This window comes from Thalassobacillus devorans (assembly GCF_900176565.1).
GTDB classification, from domain to species: Bacteria; Bacillota; Bacilli; order Bacillales; family Halobacillaceae; genus Thalassobacillus; species Thalassobacillus devorans_A.
On record NZ_FXEH01000005.1, the window covers coordinates 1,082,612 to 1,101,335 of the forward strand.

The window sequence follows — 18,724 nt, forward strand, 5'->3', positions numbered from 1 at the left end:
AATAACGCAGGAAGTGTTTATACAAGGAGTTAAAAAATTGAAGAATACAAAAGCTTTAGAAAGAAAAGCAACCGTACTCCAGACAGTCTCCCTTTTATTAGCCGTACTGGCCATCGTCCTGAAAGCCATCGGTGAAGGGAACGGCCTATTATTTATCGTCACCGTGGTTCTGGCCATAGTCGTGGCAGCCTGGTGGAGTTATACCAAATACAAAATGATTAAACCAGGTCAACGTAAATGAAAACGCTCCGGGCAAAAACCCTTGCCCGGAGTTTTTTGTACCTCTTACTATTTACTACCGTTTTCCTTATCTCTAACGAGTATAGTAAAGATCAATCCTCCTATGGTTCCTCCGATAAGCATAGTTATCCACCATCCCCAGTCAAAATCACCCGTCCATACCCCTTTTATTAGAAATGCAATAGAAAAACCAATTAAAATTCCTGCTAGAATGTTAAGTTTCATTACCAACCCCTATTCCATAAAGCATCATCTTTAACTAAATTTCATCATTTCTTCAGGAAAGTCAATAAAAGGATTACGGTTACCCTGGATTCCCTGGATCGCCTGGTTACGATGACGTTCGTAAATCGTCGGTGGAAAGTTACTGTGCCAATCATACAACAGGGCAACATCAATCTTCTTTCGATAGGCTGGTTCAATTTTGTCCGGGTAGCGAAGCAAAAAGTAAAGCATCGCCCTGGCGACAGTGCCTTTGGCGTATTCCGGTTCAAATAATTCATTTTCTGCTTTACCACAGGATTCTACTATACGTTCGGTGTCGATGGAGCCTGGATTGTAATTCTCAAAATCATGATAAGGGTAGTTGCTTCTTATCGAGTTACACAAGGGATCACACGTGAATAGCTGATGGATATCGCCTCGCATCGGCTCTTTGGCATCATACCAGGATTGCGGGACGGTGTGTTCACAATTAAATTTCAGCTGGCTTGCGATTTGTATCAATTGAGCTTTGGCCGCACCTTTACCTGATACTTGTTCCAGGACCTGTTTGCGCTTGATCGAAGTTTCATAGTCTTCCCGGATCACATCTTCCACCTCGCGCTTTTCCCCGGAATAAATACTTTTCAGGTCTCCGTCCGGACGCAGGTCCACCCATGGATAGACATATTCACCAGGATCATATCTCACTGGATTGGTGTGTGTTTGTTCCAGCAGATTCTCGAGTTTTCTCATGGTATCCGGATCAGCAAAATCGATGCACCGATAGTATGCTTTCCGATTCTGTCGATCCTTGTCTTCGTCATAATAGGTTTTCTCATTGTTCCTGAGGGCATTTTTGTTGGTCTTCACCCTGGCCAGAATTTTATGAAGCTGGTGCCGATCGGTCGTAACAGCTAACAGGGCTTCCTTTTGTTGATTGGTAAATGTCACCTGTTTCCCTCCTGACTGCGGGAACCGATCGATCGGCCCCCAGAATAATCTCACCTTAATCCCGCTTTCTTCGCTTCATCTGCCGGTATTTCTCAGCATGGAGTTCCTTTCTTGTCTGCTTGGAATAATCGAAATCCGCAAGCTTCTCTTTCATGACTGCCGATTCTACTAATAGCTCCTCATCTCCCAGTTCGTTGGCCATATCTTCCATATGGGAGATGTTGCTATATAATAGATTCTTGCCTTCTTCAAAATCTCCTTCATCGAATAATTGCAACGCCTGCTCCAACGTTTGGGCAGACTTAGTTATTTGCACCTTATCTACCTCAGGATCACTGAATTGCGTCAATTTTCCGAGGTCTTTCGTATAGGTAACAGAGACAGGATGAACGAAGGAGTGCGGTTTTGCTCTTTCCGTGACGTCGACGAATGAACCTGCGACTTGCATCACCTCTTCCTCTCCTTCCATGCCTGGCGGGACAGCACATTCAATCAAAAGCGATTTCATTTCCTTCGCATAGAGATCGCCCAGTTTGATTTCCACTCCACCAGCTGTTTCACGGGCTTCGTAACCAAGCACACTTTTAATGCTCACTCCCTCAGCGGGATTTAGCGTCAGGGTTACATTTTGGCCAACAACAGATAGAAGGCCCTCTAATTCTTTGGCAAAAATGTCCGGGATTGCTTCAACCTTGTCAATAAAATAAAAGGTACCCTTGCCTGCATCTGCAATTGTCTCCAATAATTCTTCGTCAAAGTGCTCGCTGACACCCATAGTGGTCATAACGGCCCCGGCTGTGTTGTAGTCTTCTGTAATATATTTAAGCTGGTCGATATCCGTGATTCCGGCATTAGCTACACCATCTGAGAGCAGCAGAACCCGGTTGACATAGTCGTCGACCGGCTGCTGGAGCACGTTCTGACAACCCTGGATTAATCCTCCGCTCAAATTAGTTATTCCCCGTGTTTCGATTGCGTCGATGGTGTTTTTCAAGCCATCTTTATGGGTGACTGGCTGTGCATCAAAGAGTGTGTCCACCTCTCCGTCGAAGACAACCATATTCATCAAATCCTGATCAGAAAGCTGATTTACAACGAACTTGCTTGCTTCTTTACAGTATTCCAGGGGTTTTCCTGTCATCGACCCGCTCCGGTCCAATACAACCGACAGATTAATCGGGGAACGGTTCAATGCTTTTACATCATCTGCGGTCAGCTCCAGCAAAAGGTACAAGGAATCTTTGCCGGTCGTCGGCACATACGGGTACTGAAGGGCGTAGGTAAAACTTACAGACTTGCTCATGCTTAACACTCCTCTATTGTAAATGGTAATTAGAGGATAGCACTGCACGAGTCCTCCACCCTATCTAAAAATTGTATGGGTATCCGAACACCCCGGGTCCTCCAGAATCTGGTGGACCCGGGGTAGATTATATGACATTTGTCATATAGGCTACCTGACGTTTATGTCTTACATCCATGACAGTATTTTTTTATGATAGGGATGGCGTAATTGAAAGCCATATTACTATGAACCATTAAGGAGTTAATTCCATGACTGATCAAAAAAAACAAGCGCAACTGAAAAAGAAAGTTTCTGCCTTTGCTAAACCGGATACAATGGTTGGGGTTCGGCAGCTGATTAACACAATGGCGCCGCTTTTCCTACTATGGTTTCTTGCATACCAGAGTCTGTCCGTGTCGGTTTGGCTGACCCTTGCCCTTTCTGTGATGGCAGGCGGGTTTGTCGTACGGTTATTCATCATTTTTCATGACTGTACCCACCAATCGTTTTTCAAAAGCAATAAAGCGAACCGAATTGTCGGGACGATCACCGGGATTCTGACGCTGTTTCCTTTTGAGAAATGGAAGCGGGAGCACGCGATTCACCACGCCACCAGTGGTAATCTAGATAAGCGCGGCACCGGAGATATCTGGGTCATGACCGTGGAAGAATATAAAAAAGCCGGAACGTGGGAGCGGCTGGCGTACCGTTTTTATCGTAACCCGCTCGTCATGTTCGGCCTAGGACCGCTTTACTTGTTCCTGATCACCAACCGACTCAACCGTAAAGACGCCAAGAAAAAAGAACGCAGAAACACGTACCTGACCAACATATCGGTAGTTGTTCTCTATTCGATGTTGATTTGGGCAGTCGGCTGGCAGGCATTTTTGTTAATCCAGCTTCCCGTTCTATATGTTGCAGGGGCACTTGGCATTTGGTTATTTTACGTACAGCACCAATTCGAGGATTCCTACTTTGAAGAGGAAAGTGAGTGGGATTTCGTCAAAGCAGCTGTCGATGGCAGTTCCTATTACAAACTCCCGAAAGTACTGGAGTGGATTTCCGGAAGCATCGGCTACCATCATGTCCACCACTTAAGTCCGAGAGTGCCTAACTATCATCTCGAAGAAGCGCATGAGTCAACACCGCCGCTTCAGAAGGCGACAACAATTACGATGGCTTCGAGTTTAGAATCGCTCCGCTTCCGTTTGTATGATGAAGAGAATAAGACATTCGTCAGCTTCAAGGGAGTGAAGCAGCGCATGAAAAAACCGCAAGCTGCTAAACTGGCAACTAAGCAGCCAGGATTCCAGCAAAAATAATCAAAAACACCCATTCATACAGCATGGAATGGGTGTTTTCTTGTACAATAAAGATAAGTAAGACAACAAGGAGGCCACTATGCAGAACTGGTATCATATCATCCCGAAAAACACAGGACTCAGCATCTATGTCTGGATCATCTTCTGTGGTCTGCCATTCTTTTTCATTTTCCGGTCGTCTTCCGTTCTGGATATCGTGTTAGGCATTCTTATGGTACTGCTATTTTTCCTTGCCTACCGGTTATCCTTCATTTCCGATAACTGGATGGTCTATGTCTGGGTCAGTATCGAGATGGCGATCAGCATTGTGATGACGATCCTGTTCGGCTATATTTACTTCGCACTGTTTCTCGCGTTTTTCATCGGGAATATCCGGAGTAAAGCAGGTTTTCTAACCTTATATATTGTTCATCTCACGACGACTGTAGCGACGACGACGTTCGTTTTCATTATCAAAAATGAATCCCTGTTTCCTCACCTGCCATTTATTATCATCAGTGTGCTTGGGGTCATTTTGCTTCCGTTTACGATATACTACCGAAACAAAAGAATCGCACTCGAAGGACAACTGGAAGATGCTAACAAACGGATCTCCCAGCTGCGGGTAATTGAAGAACGGGAGAGGATCGCCCGGGATTTACACGATACTCTGGGGCAAAAGCTTTCTTTGATCGGGTTGAAAAGCGATTTAGCCGGGAAGCTGTTGGAGGCGAAACCGGAAGCCGCCAAAAAAGAAATCCATGATATCAACCAGACGGCACGGACCGCTTTGAAGGAAGTACGGGAAATGGTGGCGAATATGAAAGGTGCCAAACTTGAAGAAGAAGTCATCCGTGTCCAGCAGTTACTGGAGGCAGCGCAGATCGAGTTCCAGCTTGAAGGTGATACGCATTTGAAGCATGCTCCCCCATTAGTCGAAAACGTGATGAGCATGAGTCTGAAAGAAGCATGCACGAATGTCGTCAAACATAGTCAAGCGACGGTTTGTCGCATCCATGTCCAGCAGTCAAAGGAAAAGACAATGGTGGCCGTGGAAGATAACGGTACCGGCATTGCTAAGGAAAAAGCCGGCATGCACGGGCATGGCCTGCAAGGCATGAGAGAGCGCCTGGAATTTGTCAATGGAACCTTGGAAGTGTCCTCTCCACCAGGCGGTGGCACCAGCCTTTACATTGAGGTGCCAAACATTATCCAATCAACCAAACAGGAGGAATCGGTATGATTCGCATTGTCATAGCCGAAGATCAACGTATGCTGTTAGGAGCACTTGGTTCGCTGCTTGACCTCGAAGAAGATATGGAAGTCATCGGCAGTGCCAGCAATGGCGAAGAAGCGTGCGAACTCGTGAAAAAACATGATCCAGATGTCTGTATCATGGATATTGAAATGCCAGTGAAAACCGGCCTGGATGCCGCTGAAGAACTGAAAGACCATCCGTGCAAAATCATCATCCTGACAACATTTGCACGAGCCGGTTATTTTGCCCGTGCCCAGAAAGCCGGGGTCAGCGGCTACTTGTTGAAAGACAGTCCAAGTGAAGAGCTGGCAGCCTCGATCCGGAAAATCATGGACGGCCAGCGCATCTATGCACCGGAGCTCGTAGATCTCGCTTACAGTGAGGACAACCCGCTGACGGAACGGGAAAAGCAAGTCATCCAGCTGATGGCTGATGGAAAAAACACGAAAGAAATCTCAAAACAGCTGTACATCACTCCCGGTACCGTCCGTAATTACATTTCTGTAATTTTGGAAAAACTCGAAGTCGGCAACCGTATTGAGGCAATCTCCCGTTTTAAGGAAAAAGGCTGGTTCAAATAAAACTATTTTCAATAGGCGCCATGTCTCCTCCAGCAAGGGACATGGCGTTTACAAAGAAGGATACTGGACAATACCCGTTTGATACTAGACAGCTGTCCTTAGTTACTGGACAGACGAACCTCACTCTCCCTGAAAAAGTACTATCTTTATAGAACGATTGGTAGATTTTCTTCCAGAAGCCTTCCATCTCCCCTATTAATCACAGGAATAGTTATTTCGTCTTCTCAAAAATAAAAAAGGGTGGTATGTGTCCACCCTTTTCTATATTTCAGTCGCTCATAAAAACTATTCGATGCTATCGGCAAGAATACCAGGTAAAGTAATCTCCCAACCAGCTTGAGACTCATACGAATAACTGCCATATACCTCACCGTAAATGGTAACATTATCTCCTTCTACGAAATCGGTATAACCATTATATTCTACAAATAAAACCTGATCGCCCCAATCATCAAGTGCCAATCGTATTTGTGTCAGATCATTGCCTTCCATAATCTGAATAATTTCTCCAGTATAAGTTACGTATTCTCCTGCATGACGATCAGCATTTTTATCAAGTTGTTTAAAGTCAATTGTTTGTGCATTTTCTTTCTTCTCAGCTATTTTTATTTCTTCAATTTCTGCTTCGCTATAGGCATTGGCTATGTTTACTTCTTGTTTGTTAATATCTTCTATCAAATAACCTGCATCAGTATTTTTTACCTCTCCATCGATTTGATAATTAGCTACAAATTTATCATAATCCCCATATTGTTTTATAAGATGAAGGTTACGCTCTTGTTCTTCATGGATGGAGAGACTTGCAGCCAAAACAAAAGTACCGTTTCGTATATATTCTCTGCCATCGATCTCATCTACCCACTCACCTAAGGCTACCTCAACTTTCCCATCTTTTACTATTGCACTTTGGGGGACACCATTATAATCATACTCTTCCTCCCCTTGTAGACCAAAGGTTATTTCTGTTTCTTCAGGCAGATTGGTGTTTGCTACAATCTTGAAGGTCTCAGAATCAGCTAAGTATTCTGCTTGATCGTATTCGAATGAAATGACCTCTTTCTCAACCTCATCTTCTACTTTCTTTTCTTCCGCATCCTCAGGTTCAGTGTCCTCGGCCGGTTCTTCGGCGCTTGCCTCTGTGGCAGGACTCTCATCCCCTTGTGTTTCCGTATCTTCTTCTTCTCCCCCACCTGCAACAGCAATAATGATAATAACGGCGACCACCCAAAACCACCAACGTTTGAAAATGCTTTTCTTTACTTTTTCTTTAGCCATTCCTGACACGCTCCTTTTCGTTAAGCTTTATGTTGATTTACTGTAAATAAATCGTATCACCGCACAAGCAACAGACCCTCACAAAAAAACGATAGGGTGGGATTGCAAAAAAAAAGAGCCTCTTCATAAGAGCCTCCTTTTAATGATATAGCTTATACATTTTCTCCGCTTCTTCTTTCATCTTCTTTTTCAGCTCTGGCGGGGCGATCACTTCCGCGCTGCTCCCCCATGTCAGGAGCCAGCCGACGAGGCCATCGCTTAGCACCGCTTTTGTTTTCAATGTGAAATAGCCGTCATCGCCTTCTTTGATCGGAACGTTTTTACCGAACCGGTCGACAATGACGTTGATCAGATGATCGGCGAATTTGATTTCGATCCATTGTTCTGTACCCGTGAACATGTGAAAGAGCTGGTGAGTGTACTTCGAAACGTCGAAATCTTCCCGCTGCTCAAATACTTCGTCGGTAATCTGCAGCTTGACGATCCTGTCGACACGGAAGTGACGGAGGTCCTTATGTTCCGGCGACCAGCCGATCAAATAGTAATAGTCACGGTTCCATACTAAAGAATATGGGTGCAGGTGATAGGTTTTGCCGTTTCTGCTCAATACAAATTCTTTTTTCACGTTGTAGCGGCCGTATTGGAATTTGATCGCTTTATGATCATTGATGGCGTTATGCATATTGTAAATGGCATATTTCACCTTGCTGGACTGGCTGTGTGCTGTCTCGTGGTCGATATGTATCTGGTTCTCCAGTTTGGCGGCGAGATTTTCGCTGGTCAGCTGTTTAATTTTATCGATCAGCAGCTCTTTTTCCTTTTTCGTAATGAATCTTGCGGAAACAACGGCGTCACTCAAAAGGCGAAGCTCCTGAATTTCAAACAGCCGGTTCTGAAAGCTGTAATACTTCGGCTTGCCGTTCATTTCCTGGTTGACGATCAGATCGATGACGTTTGAGGCTTCGAACGTGTTGAGGTCTTCTTTGATTAAACGTTTATTAAAATCGTAGTTCTGGTCGAATTCTTTATGCAGATGGTCGACAATTTCACTTAATGTCAGTTCATTTTCATCATCTGTATATTTTTCGAGTACGCTTTTCAAAACCAATACGCGCTCCCGAGTTGTCAGGTTGCTCATAGATAGTCCCCCTGTTAAAACTATCTATATTTTACCATTACCTGCTAAATAATAAAGCAGCCTTCCTGAAATCCAGGAGGCTGCCTGACTATAGATTATGAAGTTTTTGTCCAATAAGCTGCTTCGCCAGTTTCAGTAGAAGGAGGAAACTGTTCACCTTTTTCTAATTTAATAGATGTATCATCTTTGCTGGCGTCCCCGCCATTTACGAGCCTTTCTACTTTGTACGTGCCGCCTTCTGGTGCTTTTTCGCCTGTTTTATGCTTGTTATTTGCCATGTTGATCATACCTCCTGAATTAGTTTATTGGGGTGTTATTCTTTTCATTGCACCTTGGCCATAATGATAAACATGATTTGGCAGATTTGGGAAAAAAGGATGATATAAAACGTGTGACGGTATTTTAACGGGAAATGTCGCTCATTTAATCGTTTCGAATTCCGTAGCACACTTCACTCTGTTTGATACTATTCATTATTCGGGTAGTGGATAGAAAAGCTTTCCAGAAAGGAAGATAGGCATGTATCAGGATATTTTGCAGCAGACGAGCCATCGCGAGACTCCACTCCCTGCCCGGCCGTGGCTGCTGACTCAGAAGTGGGACCATCTGCTTTTTATGCATGTACCCATCACCAAACAAAAAATCGAACCGTTGCTGCCGAAGCAATTGGAGCTTGATACGTATGACGGTGAGGCATGGATTAGTATTGTCCCGTTTGAAGTGACTGGGATGCATGCCAGGGGGGTACCGGAAATTCCTTTTTTGCGTTCTTATTTAGAACTGAATGTCCGGACGTATGTGAAATACCATGGACAGCCAGGTGTCTATTTTTTCAGTTTAGATGCGAACCTGCTGCCGGCCGTTATTGGAGCAAAAGCTTTCTCCCTGCCTTACTATTACGCGGATATGGAAATGAAAAAAACCGCCGGTCATTACAATTACCGGAGCATACGAAAAAAAGCAGCAACAGGAGACTTCGAGGGAAGCTACCATCCTGTCTCGAAGACTTACTCGCCTGAACATGGAAACCTTCCCCATTGGCTGCTGGAACGCTACGTATTTTGGCAAAAGAAGGGGAACGGGTTAATACAAGGCGGCATCCATCACCTTCCCTGGGAAGTCCAGGACGCTTCCGCTAACATCGACACGGAAACCCTCACCTCTTTCCTGCCTCCGTCTTCCTTCACTGGCGAACCCGTTTATCATTATGCTTATTCACGGCGAGTTCTTCTCTGGCCATTAAAAAAGGTAACCTGATGCCCTCCTCTGCAGGGCATTTTTTTATGCGCTTTTCTATCAATTTACAGGATATGGTTATTACTAGTTAATAGTATAGCTTTATAAAAAGATGGTAAGGATGGTGAGAGAGGAACTAGAATTAATAATGTAGGGGTTGCTTATCATGTCAAGATTTTCCCGTCGTAAACGCCAAACCCCCGAGGAGCAAACTTCCAGTAAAAAGCTTGATAAAACTCTTCAGAATAATATCAAGCATTTCAAGCAGACGCTTGGCGAAAGTACCGACATCGTTATCCGTACGTTCAAAGCGGGTCAGACTGGCTCCATCGATATCGCCGTCCTTTATACTTCCGGACTTGTGAACGACACGATTGTTCACGATTTTGTGCTGGACACGTTAATGGTGCAAATCAGGCAGACCCCTCTTGATACGATAGAAAAAGATAATTATCAAATTATCAAAGACTTTGCGATGACAGGCGGAAACATCACCGATATCGACACTAGAGAAAAACTGTTCAACCATGTTTTATCCGGAGATACCGTCGTCATGCTGGATGGTTCCAGTGAGGCGATGGCGATTGATACGAGGGAGTGGGAGTCAAGATCCGTCGAGGAGCCGTCGACTCAGTCGGTTGTACGTGGACCGAAGGAAGGGTTTACGGAGAATTTACGGACCAACACGGCTCTCCTGAGGAGAAGAATTAAAGATCCAAACCTCTGGATTAGTACCAAGCCGATTGGAACTAAAAGTAAGACAGATGTTGCGGTCGTTTACCTGCATGGGGTAGCTGATGAAAAAGTCGTTAAGGAAGTAACTCACCGTTTAAACAAGATTGATATTGATGCCATTTTAGATAGCGGCTATGTAGAAGAATTGATTCAGGATGAAACGTATACCCCTTTCCCAACGGTGTATAACAGTGAACGTCCAGACACCATTGCAGGCGGCCTCCTTGAAGGAAGGATTGCCATCATTGTGGATGGATCGCCATTCGTTCTGCTTGTTCCGGCCTTATTCGTGAATTTTTTTCAGTCAGCAGAAGATTACTTCCAGCGGGCTGACTTCTCAACACTCATCCGTTTGATTCGTTATTTGGCCTTCTTTCTAGCTTTGCTTACGCCATCTGCCTATATCGCTTTGACTACTTATCATCAGGAAATGATTCCAACATCGCTGCTGGTCAGTTTATCCGCCCAAAGAGAAGGTGTGCCATTTCCTGCTTTTGTCGAAGCCTTATTGATGGAAATCACGTTTGAAATCCTGAGAGAAGCGGGGGTGCGCCTTCCAAAGGCAGTGGGTTCCGCAATTTCTATTGTTGGAGCATTGGTACTTGGACAGGCTGCGGTTGAAGCTGGCATCGTATCGTCAGCCATGGTTATTGTCGTGTCATTGACAGCGATTTCGAGCTTTGTGTCTCCCAGCTTTAACTTTGCGATTTCAATCCGGATGCTCCGTTTTGGGTTTATGATTCTGGCGGCTACACTCGGGCTGTTCGGAATACTCCTTGGTTTGATCATTTTGACCCTGCATCTGGCAAGCCTGCGTTCTTTTGGGGTTCCTTACCTCACGCCAATGGCACCATTCATAGTATCAGACCAGAAAGATGCCATTCTCCGGTTTCCACGGTGGAAACTCACTACTCGGCCGCGCCTGGTCACCCAGCAGAACATAACTCGTGAAGATGTGGAGGCGCCGAAACCTCCCAAGCGTTCTAGACGGAAGAAAAGGAAGAAACAAAAATGAAACGAACCATATTACTGAAACTGGCGTTGTTAAGTTTATGCGCTCTTTTATTAACCGGCTGCTGGAGCAAACGAGAATTAAATGAAATAGGGATTGTCACAGCAATTGGGATTGACCGACAGGAAGAACAGTATAAAGTGACGGTCCAGGTGATCAACCCGAGCGAGGTTGCGTCGAAGGAGATGACCACTCGTACAGCTGTTTCCACTTATACCGCTGTTGGAAATTCTATTTTCGAAACGATTAGAAAGCTGATGACGCTTGCTCCGCGGCGAGTCTACTTGTCTCATGTCCGGGAAATCGTGTTAGGGGAGGAAATGGCGAAAGAAGGAATCGGAAAAACACTTGATTTTTTATCTCGGGATCATGAAATGCGGACGGATTTTCATTTGACTGTCGCTCAAGGAGTGGAAGCAGAAGAGTTAATGAAAATCTTAACACCCTTAGAACGAATCCCGGCAGAAAAGGCTTTTTCTTCGATTAAAAGCGGGGAGGATAGTTGGGCCCCCATCGAAGCGGTAAAAATCAGTGATGTGCTAAATGCAATGCTTTCGGAAGGGAACAACCCAACACTGAGTGGTATAAGAATCATTGGTAATCCTGAGCAGGGGAATCAGCTGACTAACGTCGAACAGGTCGATTCTCCTGCCAATTTCGCAATTGATGGACTGGCAGTTTTCAGGAAAGACCACCTCGTCGGTTGGCTAAATGAAAACCAAAGCAAAGGTTATAACTATATTACCGATAACGTAAAAAACACGGCTGAATACGCGCCTTGTGAAAATGACGAAAAGGGCGGAATTACGTTAGAAGTATTTGATTCGACTAGTAAGCTAAAAGCTGCCGTCACAAGTAATCAGCCGAGAATATCCATCAATATCGAGTTAGAAGCAGGCATCGCCGAAGTAGAATGCCCACTGGATTTATCCAAAACAGCAACCATCCGTCAGGTAGAAAAACAATTCGAGGAACATGTGACAACTCTTGCTAAACGGACCATCCAGGTACTTCAGCAAGACTTACAAAGCGACGTACTCGGATTCGGCGACCTGATTCACCGGGAAGATAAAACCTATTGGAAATCAATAAAGCATGAATGGGACAACATTTTTCCTGAGGTGGAAACGGAAGTGAAGACTACTGTAAAAATCAAACGAACAGGAACCATCGTCGATTCCTACCAAAAGGATGTGGAGGGGTAATTCATGTGGGCTATTTCTTTTACTGCTCTACTGATATGGGCGGGTTTAGGAATTAAGAAATTATACAACAAAGGGTTATGGAAGGATCTGATCGTCTATGCCTGTGGATGGGCAGTTGCAATGACGATCATTACTTTATACCGCTTCCACATTCCTGTTCCTAATCCACTTGATGGTATTTCCTATATATATCAACCTTTAAGTAAATTATATCAACAATTATTTTCTTGATAGATTGGAGGGAAGGAAATGGAATTAAATGAGAAAATCACACTGAGACAGTTCAATTTATTGATCATCCTCTTTACTATCGGTACTTCCATCCTTCTCTCTCCGGCCAGCTTGGCTGCCTATGCCGGGAATGATGCATGGTTAAGCGCTATTTTATCGGTAGTGATCGGTTTGGTGATCCTCGTGTTTTTCTGGTCAGTCAGTCGTCAGTTCCCAACTAGTAACCTGGTCGACATCAGTGAGCAGGTACTTGGAAAGTGGCTTGGGAAATTCGCCGCTCTGTTGTTCGCCTGTTTTTCCCTGATATCAGCAGCAACCGTCTTATGGGTAATCGGTAATTTTCTTGTCACCCAAATTATGCCGGAAACACCAATGATGTTCCTTCATTTCTTACTAATGGGGTCCGTTGTATACGGTGTATTGCTCGGCATTGAAGTGATATGCCGGACAGTGGAAATATTTTTCCCTTACATTGTTACATTGCTGCTTATTATTTATATTTTCAGTGTGCCATCTATAAAAATTGAACATATCCAGCCAATGCTGGATGGAGGATTCAAGCCAATATTGGAAGGAGCAATTTTTGATGCCAGTGTTTCACTGCTGCCTTTAATTGCTTTGTTCATGGTTTTTCCTAAGCTGGTAACCGACAAGAAGCGAGTCCTCCCGAAGGTGATGGGCAGCTACTTGATTGCGGGCACATTCATTATCGCAATTACTTTCATCACCATAACTGTCCTCGGTGTAGAAATTACAGCCAATCAGACATATCCGACTTATGTTGTAGCAAAAAGCCTGAATGTCGAAGGGTTGATTCAACGGGCAGAAGTCGTAATCGCTGTTTCCTGGCTGCTTACCATTTTTTTTAAATTATCCTTATACTTTTATGCTTCTGTAACGGCCTTAGCACAGGCATTGAATCTCACTACTTACCGCACGATAACCGTGCCAATGGGAATGCTTACGGTTGCTTTATCTCTGATTGTTTACCCGAGTACTACCTACGCAAATGAATGGAATGAATCAACATGGTTATGGTTTGCCTTAACTTTTGGTATCGTCTATCCGCTGTTGTTATCGCTTATCGGAAGGGTCCGGGGAATCAAGGGGGAAAAATAAACATATAGGAGGGGGGCACGATGGTGACGGAAAAAATCAATGGATTGCAATTATTCATCATGATTCTTTTATTGGAACTGGGCAGTGCTGTCGTTCTCGGCTTCACCTTCGAAGCGGGAAACAGTTCATGGCTCGTGATTATTATGAGTACGCTTGGTGGAATCGCCTTGTATGTTTTGTATACCCATTTATCCAGTTATCATCCCACACTTCTGCTGACACAGGCTGTTCGAAAAATTGCGGGGCCTGTAATCGGTTTTCTGATTGCCATCTTGTACATTGGTTACTTTTTTTATATTGCAGCCAGGGTACTTGGTGATTTCAGCAACCTCCTGCAATTGACGATATTGCAAGGGACTCCTTTGCTTGTGGTAGCAGGTGCCTTCACACTTATGGTAGGAATCGCGTCCTACTTGGGGGTAGAGGTACTCGCTCGGACTGCGGAAGTGTTATTCCCGTGGGTCATTGTTTTTGGCGGCCTGTTTCTTATATTCGTCTATATTGATGGGCTGCCTGATTTAAGAAACCTGCAGCCCATCCTGGATAAAGGCTGGAAACCGATTATCGATACGACGTTCCCGCAGGGATTGACATTCCCTTTCGGTGAGTTAATCGTCTTCCTGATGTTCTTCCCTTACCTGGCTGGTTCCACAAACAAAACGAGGATTGGGATCATGGGTGTTATTATGAGCGGAATTATTCTAACTATTACACAGGTAACGATCTTAGCTGTCCACGGAGCGGAAACAGCCAAATTATTGACGATCCCTTTGTTAGAAACGATATCACTTGTCAATATCCAGGACATCATCCAGAGGATGGACCCGCTTGTCATTATAACGATGATTGTTTTAGGCTTTTTTAAAATCGCCCTATTTTTTCATGCCGCCATCCTTGGCATGCATGAAACTTTTCTCATTCCCCGATCGAAACGCATATGGCTCGTGAGCGGAGCGGGAATCATTCTGATCATTATTACTTATATGATCAGCCATGATTATGTGAGACACATCTTTGTTGGTTTGGAAATTGTTCCCATGTATGTCCATGTCCCGCTGCAAATCATCCTGCCGGTCCTTTTGATCGGAATCGCCTTTCTCCGTCATAAAATCAATCCCTGATTATGCCTGGACGAGCTGAATCATGTTGCCGCACGTATCATCAAAAACGGCGACCATTGATCCTCCCATATTGGTCGGCTTCGTTTGGAATCTCACACCAAGGGACGCCAGTCGTTCGTACTCCGCGTCAATATCATCGACAGCAAATGAAGTAGCCGGAATACCGTCACGGTAAATGGATTCCTGGTATTGTTTGGCGGCAGGATGATGATTCGGCTCCAGCAGCAGGTCGATTCCTCCGGCATCTTCCGGTGAAACCACCGTCAACCAGCGGAAATCTCCGGCCGGAAGGTCCATTTTTTTCTCAAAACCGAGCACCTCGGTATAAAATTGCAATGCTTTCGCCTGATCTTTCACAAATACACTGGTAATATATATACGCATGAAATTATCCTCCTTTTTCCATGGAACCGGGAATCGGTTCGTAAAGCTCAATCAAATTTCCTGCCGGATCGCGGAAATGAGCAACTTTAATGCCCCAGTCCTGCTGTTCCACAGGAGTAGTAATAAAGGAAACTTTCCCTTTCCAATTGTGATAGGCTTCCTCGACATCGTCAACGTTAAAAACCAGCGTCGCTGTATCGTGGTTTTTCGCATCACGGTCATAGGATTCCCCCACCGCTGCTGCCATCTGCTTTCGTTCGAATAATCCTAAGGTTGCATCACCGATTCCTTTGAAATCGGCATAATTCGACTGCTCATTTCCCCAGGTAACCTCAAACCCTAACGTATCCCGGTAGAAAAAGAAACATTCCTCATAATTATCGACCAGCAGCCTGATATGTGTCAGCCTCATGGTATCCCTCCATTCCCCTACTATTTCGACTGATTCCGCCTGATTCCTGCTAGACAATCACCCATAACAGAAAATTGCATAGCCTATTACACAAGGAAAAGAGAATAAATCGGGGAGCGTGTTACTGTGAAAGGGAATGTTATCCATTACTTCGCCGGCGACCACACGGCCAAAGGCTTTTTCACGTTGTATGACAGTTGTTTTCAGGATACCGGCCTGATATATAAATTAAATGGGACCTCTCCAGGTGTGAAATCGCGGCTGATGAAGCGGCTTGCGGAGGCATCGTTGAAAAAAGGTATGGCTTTGGAAATGATTCATCGGTCTTCAGATCCCGAAGAACTGGACGGCATAATTCTTCCGGGTTTGAACATCGGTTTCGTGGATGGGGACTGCTTTACGGGGAGCGGCAAAGACATAGATACCGATGTCGCGCTGGATAAAGATCAGCTTGCTATTCACGAAGATGAAATCCTCGGTTTGAAGGAAAAAATAGAAAACGAATTTTCCTCGGCCCACGCTTCCTTTGCGACCGGTCTGCATATCCACGATGGCCTCGAAGAAATATACATCAACCAGATGGACTTTACGAAAGCGAACCAGCTGGCTGTCGATCTGAACAAACGCTTTTTCGACGGGGTGGCATCCACAGGCCGGACCGCCATTGTCAAACACCGCTTCTTTGGTGCTTCCACTCCACATGGTGTAATGGACTACATCGATAATCTTACCGAAGGGCTGGATAAACGCTACTTCATCAAAGGCCGGGCAGGAACCGGAAAATCGACGTTATTGAAAAAAATCGCCGCCGCAGCGGAAGAACTTGGCTTCAATATCGAAATGTACCACTGCGGGTTCGATCCAGAGAGCATGGATATGGTCGTTGTCCGCGAGCTCGGATTTTGTATTTTTGACAGCACCGACCCCCATGAATATTTTCCTGAAAGAGACGGGGATGAAATCGTCGATATCTATGAAAAAGCGGTTACACCAGGGACGGATGAGAATTACGCCACCGCGATTATGGAATTGAATCGCAGCTATAAATCCTATATGAAAAATGGCATTGTCATATTGCAGGAAGCGAAGCGGCTGCATGATGAGCTTGAGCAAATCTACGCGGCGGCGACAGATGACAGTAAAGTAGATGCACTATTTGATCAGCTCATAGCAGAGATAGAAGCCTGATTGCCATGGAGATGTTCGCTCCTTGCCAGAAGATTCTAAATCCCACTTAAAAAGCCAGCCACTCTTCCAATAAGTGGCTGGCTTTTGATTAATTAATTCCAAACGTCGTCTGCGATTTCAAGGACATGCCTGATTTTCGCCCATTGCTCATCTTCAGAAAGAATATTGCCTTCTTCAGTGGATGCAAACCCGCATTGCGGGCTGAGGCACAGCTGATCTAATGATACATATTCCGCCGCTTCCGCGATTCGTTTTTTGATACGATCTTTATCTTCGAGCTCCCCTGTTTTAGAGGTGATCAGTCCAAGGACGACTCGGAGGTCATCGCGCTTCACGTGACGTAGCGGTTCAAACCCGCCGGAGCGTTCATCATCATACTCGAGGAACAACCCGTCTACATTCAGTTCGCTGAAAATCGTTTCCGATACCGCATCATAGCCGCCGGATGCGGTATATGTGGAGCGGAAGTTGCCCCGGCAAATATGCATCGTAATCACAAGATCCTCCGGCTTTTTAGCAATCGATTCATTGACTGCCTGGACAAACCATCCTTTTAGTTGATCCGGGTCCTGGCCACGGTCACGGATCATCTGCAGGCCTTCTTCTGAGAAAAATCCTGCCCATGACGTATCATCGAGCTGCAGGTAGCGGCATCCGGCATCGTAAAAGGCCTGGATCGCTTTTTGATAGGCTTTTGTCAAATCGCTCAGCAATTCTGTTTCATTTTCATAGATTTCCTTATTGATATTGCCTCGGAATAATAGCATATTCGGGCTCGGAATCGTGAACTTCGGCGTATGACTCTCTCCCACCAGGGAATGAAGAAATTTATAATGCTCAATCATCGGATGGTTATCACTGAAATCGACTTTATCGATGACCCGGACCGAATGTGGTTTCGTTTCCACCCCTTTGAACTGGATGCCGGATTCCGGCTCGTATCCTTTGACACCAACTAAATGTTCAAGAAAATCAAAATGCCACCAGGCACGGCGGAAATCCCCATCGGTAATCGATTGCAGGCCTGCTTCTTTTTGCTTTTCTACCAGTTTGATAATCTCTTCATCTTCCATCCGTGTCAGTTCTTCTGCAGAAATTTCCCCATTCTGCCTTTGCTGGCGTGCTTTCTTCAGCCGCTCCGGGCGGAGAAAACTTCCGACATGGTCCCCGCGGAATGGTGCTGTTATAGTTTTTGTGTCTGTCATTTCTAATCCTCTCCTCTGCTTTACAAAAATTGCTTTGTCTCCAGGAACTTTTGGCGAAAGCCTTAGTCCTTTCTTACACTTACTTAAAGGATAAAAAAATAAAAGTCCCTTCCAATAAGAAGAGACTTTATAATAGAATTCGCCGCTTCTTATCTCTCAAGTTCAAAGAACTTGCAGGAATTAGCACCTTGTATGATACAGGTTGCTGAGGCGTCGCCGGGCCATACCCTCGACCTCTCTTGATAAGATTTTTATCCAATTTTCAGAAACCAGTATGCTAGTAATCATATCAGCTGAAGACGAAAAAATAAAGCCAAAGGAAAAATTTCTCTATTGCTTCAATTTGAAGTTTTTTCCATCCCCATTTGGAAACTTTTGCTATCGAATAATGTAACGAAATGGAGGGAAAAAAGATGAAAAAAGCTGAATTGGAACAGAAAATTGAAGAACAACGACAAAAAATGTACCACATATATATAACAGAAGATCCCTATCCTGAAGTCGTAAAAGTATCTCAATACTTAGATGAACTATTGAATGAATACACCCGTTATACCAATAGTTTCAAACAATCAAAAGGGTTAAGTTTTGATTGAATCCAGCTTGATAGCTATACAGCCATCCTTGCACTACCTTCCGATAA

At 44.7% G+C, this 18,724-nt stretch carries 21 protein-coding genes and 1 riboswitch; of the genes, 12 read left to right on the forward strand and 9 right to left on the reverse strand.

Annotation, left to right across the window (positions count from 1 at the left end; all coding sequences use genetic code 11):
- Nucleotides 1-37: 37 nt before the first annotated feature.
- Complete coding sequence (locus tag B9Y67_RS09850) at nucleotides 38-241, forward strand: hypothetical protein (RefSeq protein ID WP_062443250.1); 204 nt, start codon at nucleotides 38-40, stop codon at nucleotides 239-241.
- 47 nt (nucleotides 242-288) lie between these two features.
- Here B9Y67_RS09850 and B9Y67_RS20675 read toward each other — a convergent pair whose 3' ends face one another.
- From B9Y67_RS20675 to B9Y67_RS09860, 3 genes are read right to left on the reverse strand one after another with little or no spacing between them, the layout of a single operon-like run.
- Nucleotides 289-465, reverse strand: coding sequence for a hypothetical protein (locus B9Y67_RS20675; RefSeq protein WP_176223953.1), 177 nt, complete (start codon nucleotides 463-465; stop codon nucleotides 289-291).
- Nucleotides 466-495: 30 nt separating this feature from the next.
- Complete coding sequence (locus B9Y67_RS09855; protein WP_085506525.1) at nucleotides 496-1,395, reverse strand: endonuclease I family protein; 900 nt, start codon at nucleotides 1,393-1,395, stop codon at nucleotides 496-498.
- 55 nt (nucleotides 1,396-1,450) lie between these two features.
- A complete protein-coding gene (locus tag B9Y67_RS09860) occupies nucleotides 1,451-2,698 on the reverse strand; it encodes a vWA domain-containing protein (protein WP_085506526.1) in 1,248 nt (415 codons plus the stop codon).
- A 251-nt stretch (nucleotides 2,699-2,949) separates the two neighbouring features.
- Between B9Y67_RS09860 and B9Y67_RS09865 the strand changes: the two genes are divergently transcribed.
- From B9Y67_RS09865 to B9Y67_RS09875, 3 genes are all read left to right on the forward strand, one after another.
- Nucleotides 2,950-4,002: a Delta(5) desaturase DesA gene (locus B9Y67_RS09865; RefSeq protein WP_085506527.1), complete on the forward strand. Its 1,053-nt coding sequence runs from the start codon at nucleotides 2,950-2,952 to the stop codon at nucleotides 4,000-4,002.
- A gap of 79 nt (nucleotides 4,003-4,081) precedes the next feature.
- Nucleotides 4,082-5,224 (forward strand): sensor histidine kinase, encoded by a 1,143-nt coding sequence (locus tag B9Y67_RS09870; RefSeq protein ID WP_085506528.1) that lies wholly within the window; start codon nucleotides 4,082-4,084, stop codon nucleotides 5,222-5,224.
- The gene (locus tag B9Y67_RS09875; RefSeq protein WP_085506529.1) at nucleotides 5,221-5,820 is read left to right on the forward strand and encodes a response regulator transcription factor; all 600 of its coding nucleotides are present in this window, start codon (nucleotides 5,221-5,223) and stop codon (nucleotides 5,818-5,820) included. The genes B9Y67_RS09870 and B9Y67_RS09875 overlap by 4 nt, the downstream gene beginning before the upstream one ends.
- A gap of 285 nt (nucleotides 5,821-6,105) precedes the next feature.
- Here B9Y67_RS09875 and B9Y67_RS20875 read toward each other — a convergent pair whose 3' ends face one another.
- The 3 genes from B9Y67_RS20875 to B9Y67_RS09890 form a co-directional block, all read right to left on the reverse strand.
- Nucleotides 6,106-7,095 carry a hypothetical protein gene (locus tag B9Y67_RS20875; protein ID WP_085506530.1) on the reverse strand — a complete coding sequence of 330 codons (990 nt, stop codon included), beginning with the start codon at nucleotides 7,093-7,095 and terminating at the stop codon, nucleotides 6,106-6,108.
- A 139-nt stretch (nucleotides 7,096-7,234) separates the two neighbouring features.
- On the reverse strand, nucleotides 7,235-8,233 hold the full coding sequence (locus B9Y67_RS09885) for a helix-turn-helix transcriptional regulator (RefSeq protein WP_085506531.1): 999 nt from the start codon (nucleotides 8,231-8,233) through the stop codon (nucleotides 7,235-7,237).
- A gap of 95 nt (nucleotides 8,234-8,328) precedes the next feature.
- The gene (locus tag B9Y67_RS09890) at nucleotides 8,329-8,511 is read right to left on the reverse strand and encodes a YjzC family protein (RefSeq protein WP_085506532.1); all 183 of its coding nucleotides are present in this window, start codon (nucleotides 8,509-8,511) and stop codon (nucleotides 8,329-8,331) included.
- Nucleotides 8,512-8,752: 241 nt separating this feature from the next.
- Here B9Y67_RS09890 and B9Y67_RS09895 point away from each other — a divergent pair, with 241 nt between their 5' ends.
- The 6 genes from B9Y67_RS09895 to B9Y67_RS09920 all read left to right on the forward strand — a co-directional run bounded on the left by B9Y67_RS09895 (nucleotide 8,753) and on the right by B9Y67_RS09920 (nucleotide 14,892).
- On the forward strand, nucleotides 8,753-9,490 hold the full coding sequence (locus tag B9Y67_RS09895) for a YqjF family protein (RefSeq protein WP_085506533.1): 738 nt from the start codon (nucleotides 8,753-8,755) through the stop codon (nucleotides 9,488-9,490).
- Nucleotides 9,491-9,635: 145 nt separating this feature from the next.
- Complete coding sequence (locus tag B9Y67_RS09900; protein WP_085506534.1) at nucleotides 9,636-11,219, forward strand: spore germination protein; 1,584 nt, start codon at nucleotides 9,636-9,638, stop codon at nucleotides 11,217-11,219.
- Nucleotides 11,216-12,421 (forward strand): Ger(x)C family spore germination protein, encoded by a 1,206-nt coding sequence (locus tag B9Y67_RS09905; RefSeq protein ID WP_085506535.1) that lies wholly within the window; start codon nucleotides 11,216-11,218, stop codon nucleotides 12,419-12,421. Before B9Y67_RS09900 ends, B9Y67_RS09905 begins: the two co-directional genes overlap by 4 nt.
- A gap of 3 nt (nucleotides 12,422-12,424) precedes the next feature.
- Nucleotides 12,425-12,652, forward strand: coding sequence for a hypothetical protein (locus tag B9Y67_RS09910; protein ID WP_085506536.1), 228 nt, complete (start codon nucleotides 12,425-12,427; stop codon nucleotides 12,650-12,652).
- A gap of 18 nt (nucleotides 12,653-12,670) precedes the next feature.
- Entirely contained in the window at nucleotides 12,671-13,771 is a 1,101-nt protein-coding gene (locus tag B9Y67_RS09915; protein ID WP_085506537.1) for a GerAB/ArcD/ProY family transporter, read from the forward strand.
- Nucleotides 13,772-13,791: 20 nt separating this feature from the next.
- Nucleotides 13,792-14,892 carry a GerAB/ArcD/ProY family transporter gene (locus B9Y67_RS09920; protein ID WP_085506538.1) on the forward strand — a complete coding sequence of 367 codons (1,101 nt, stop codon included), beginning with the start codon at nucleotides 13,792-13,794 and terminating at the stop codon, nucleotides 14,890-14,892.
- On the opposite strand, the gene B9Y67_RS09925 is transcribed toward B9Y67_RS09920, so the two are convergent.
- Both B9Y67_RS09925 and B9Y67_RS09930 read right to left on the reverse strand, forming a co-directional pair.
- Nucleotides 14,893-15,276 carry a VOC family protein gene (locus B9Y67_RS09925; protein ID WP_085506539.1) on the reverse strand — a complete coding sequence of 128 codons (384 nt, stop codon included), beginning with the start codon at nucleotides 15,274-15,276 and terminating at the stop codon, nucleotides 14,893-14,895.
- 4 nt (nucleotides 15,277-15,280) lie between these two features.
- Nucleotides 15,281-15,688, reverse strand: coding sequence for a VOC family protein (locus B9Y67_RS09930; RefSeq protein WP_085506540.1), 408 nt, complete (start codon nucleotides 15,686-15,688; stop codon nucleotides 15,281-15,283).
- Between the two features lie 126 nt (nucleotides 15,689-15,814).
- Here B9Y67_RS09930 and B9Y67_RS09935 point away from each other — a divergent pair, with 126 nt between their 5' ends.
- Nucleotides 15,815-16,876, forward strand: a complete 1,062-nt coding sequence (locus tag B9Y67_RS09935) for a PRK06851 family protein (RefSeq protein WP_085506541.1) — start codon at nucleotides 15,815-15,817, stop codon at nucleotides 16,874-16,876.
- Between the two features lie 92 nt (nucleotides 16,877-16,968).
- Here the strand turns inward: B9Y67_RS09935 and B9Y67_RS09940 are convergent, their stop codons facing one another.
- A complete protein-coding gene (locus B9Y67_RS09940) occupies nucleotides 16,969-18,081 on the reverse strand; it encodes a 5-methyltetrahydropteroyltriglutamate--homocysteine S-methyltransferase (RefSeq protein WP_085506542.1) in 1,113 nt (370 codons plus the stop codon).
- Between the two features lie 146 nt (nucleotides 18,082-18,227).
- A riboswitch (SAM riboswitch) is annotated at nucleotides 18,228-18,330 on the reverse strand.
- Between the two features lie 164 nt (nucleotides 18,331-18,494).
- Here B9Y67_RS09940 and B9Y67_RS09945 point away from each other — a divergent pair.
- The gene (locus B9Y67_RS09945) at nucleotides 18,495-18,677 is read left to right on the forward strand and encodes an aspartyl-phosphate phosphatase Spo0E family protein (protein ID WP_139823784.1); all 183 of its coding nucleotides are present in this window, start codon (nucleotides 18,495-18,497) and stop codon (nucleotides 18,675-18,677) included.
- The last annotated feature ends 47 nt before the right edge of the window (nucleotides 18,678-18,724 follow it).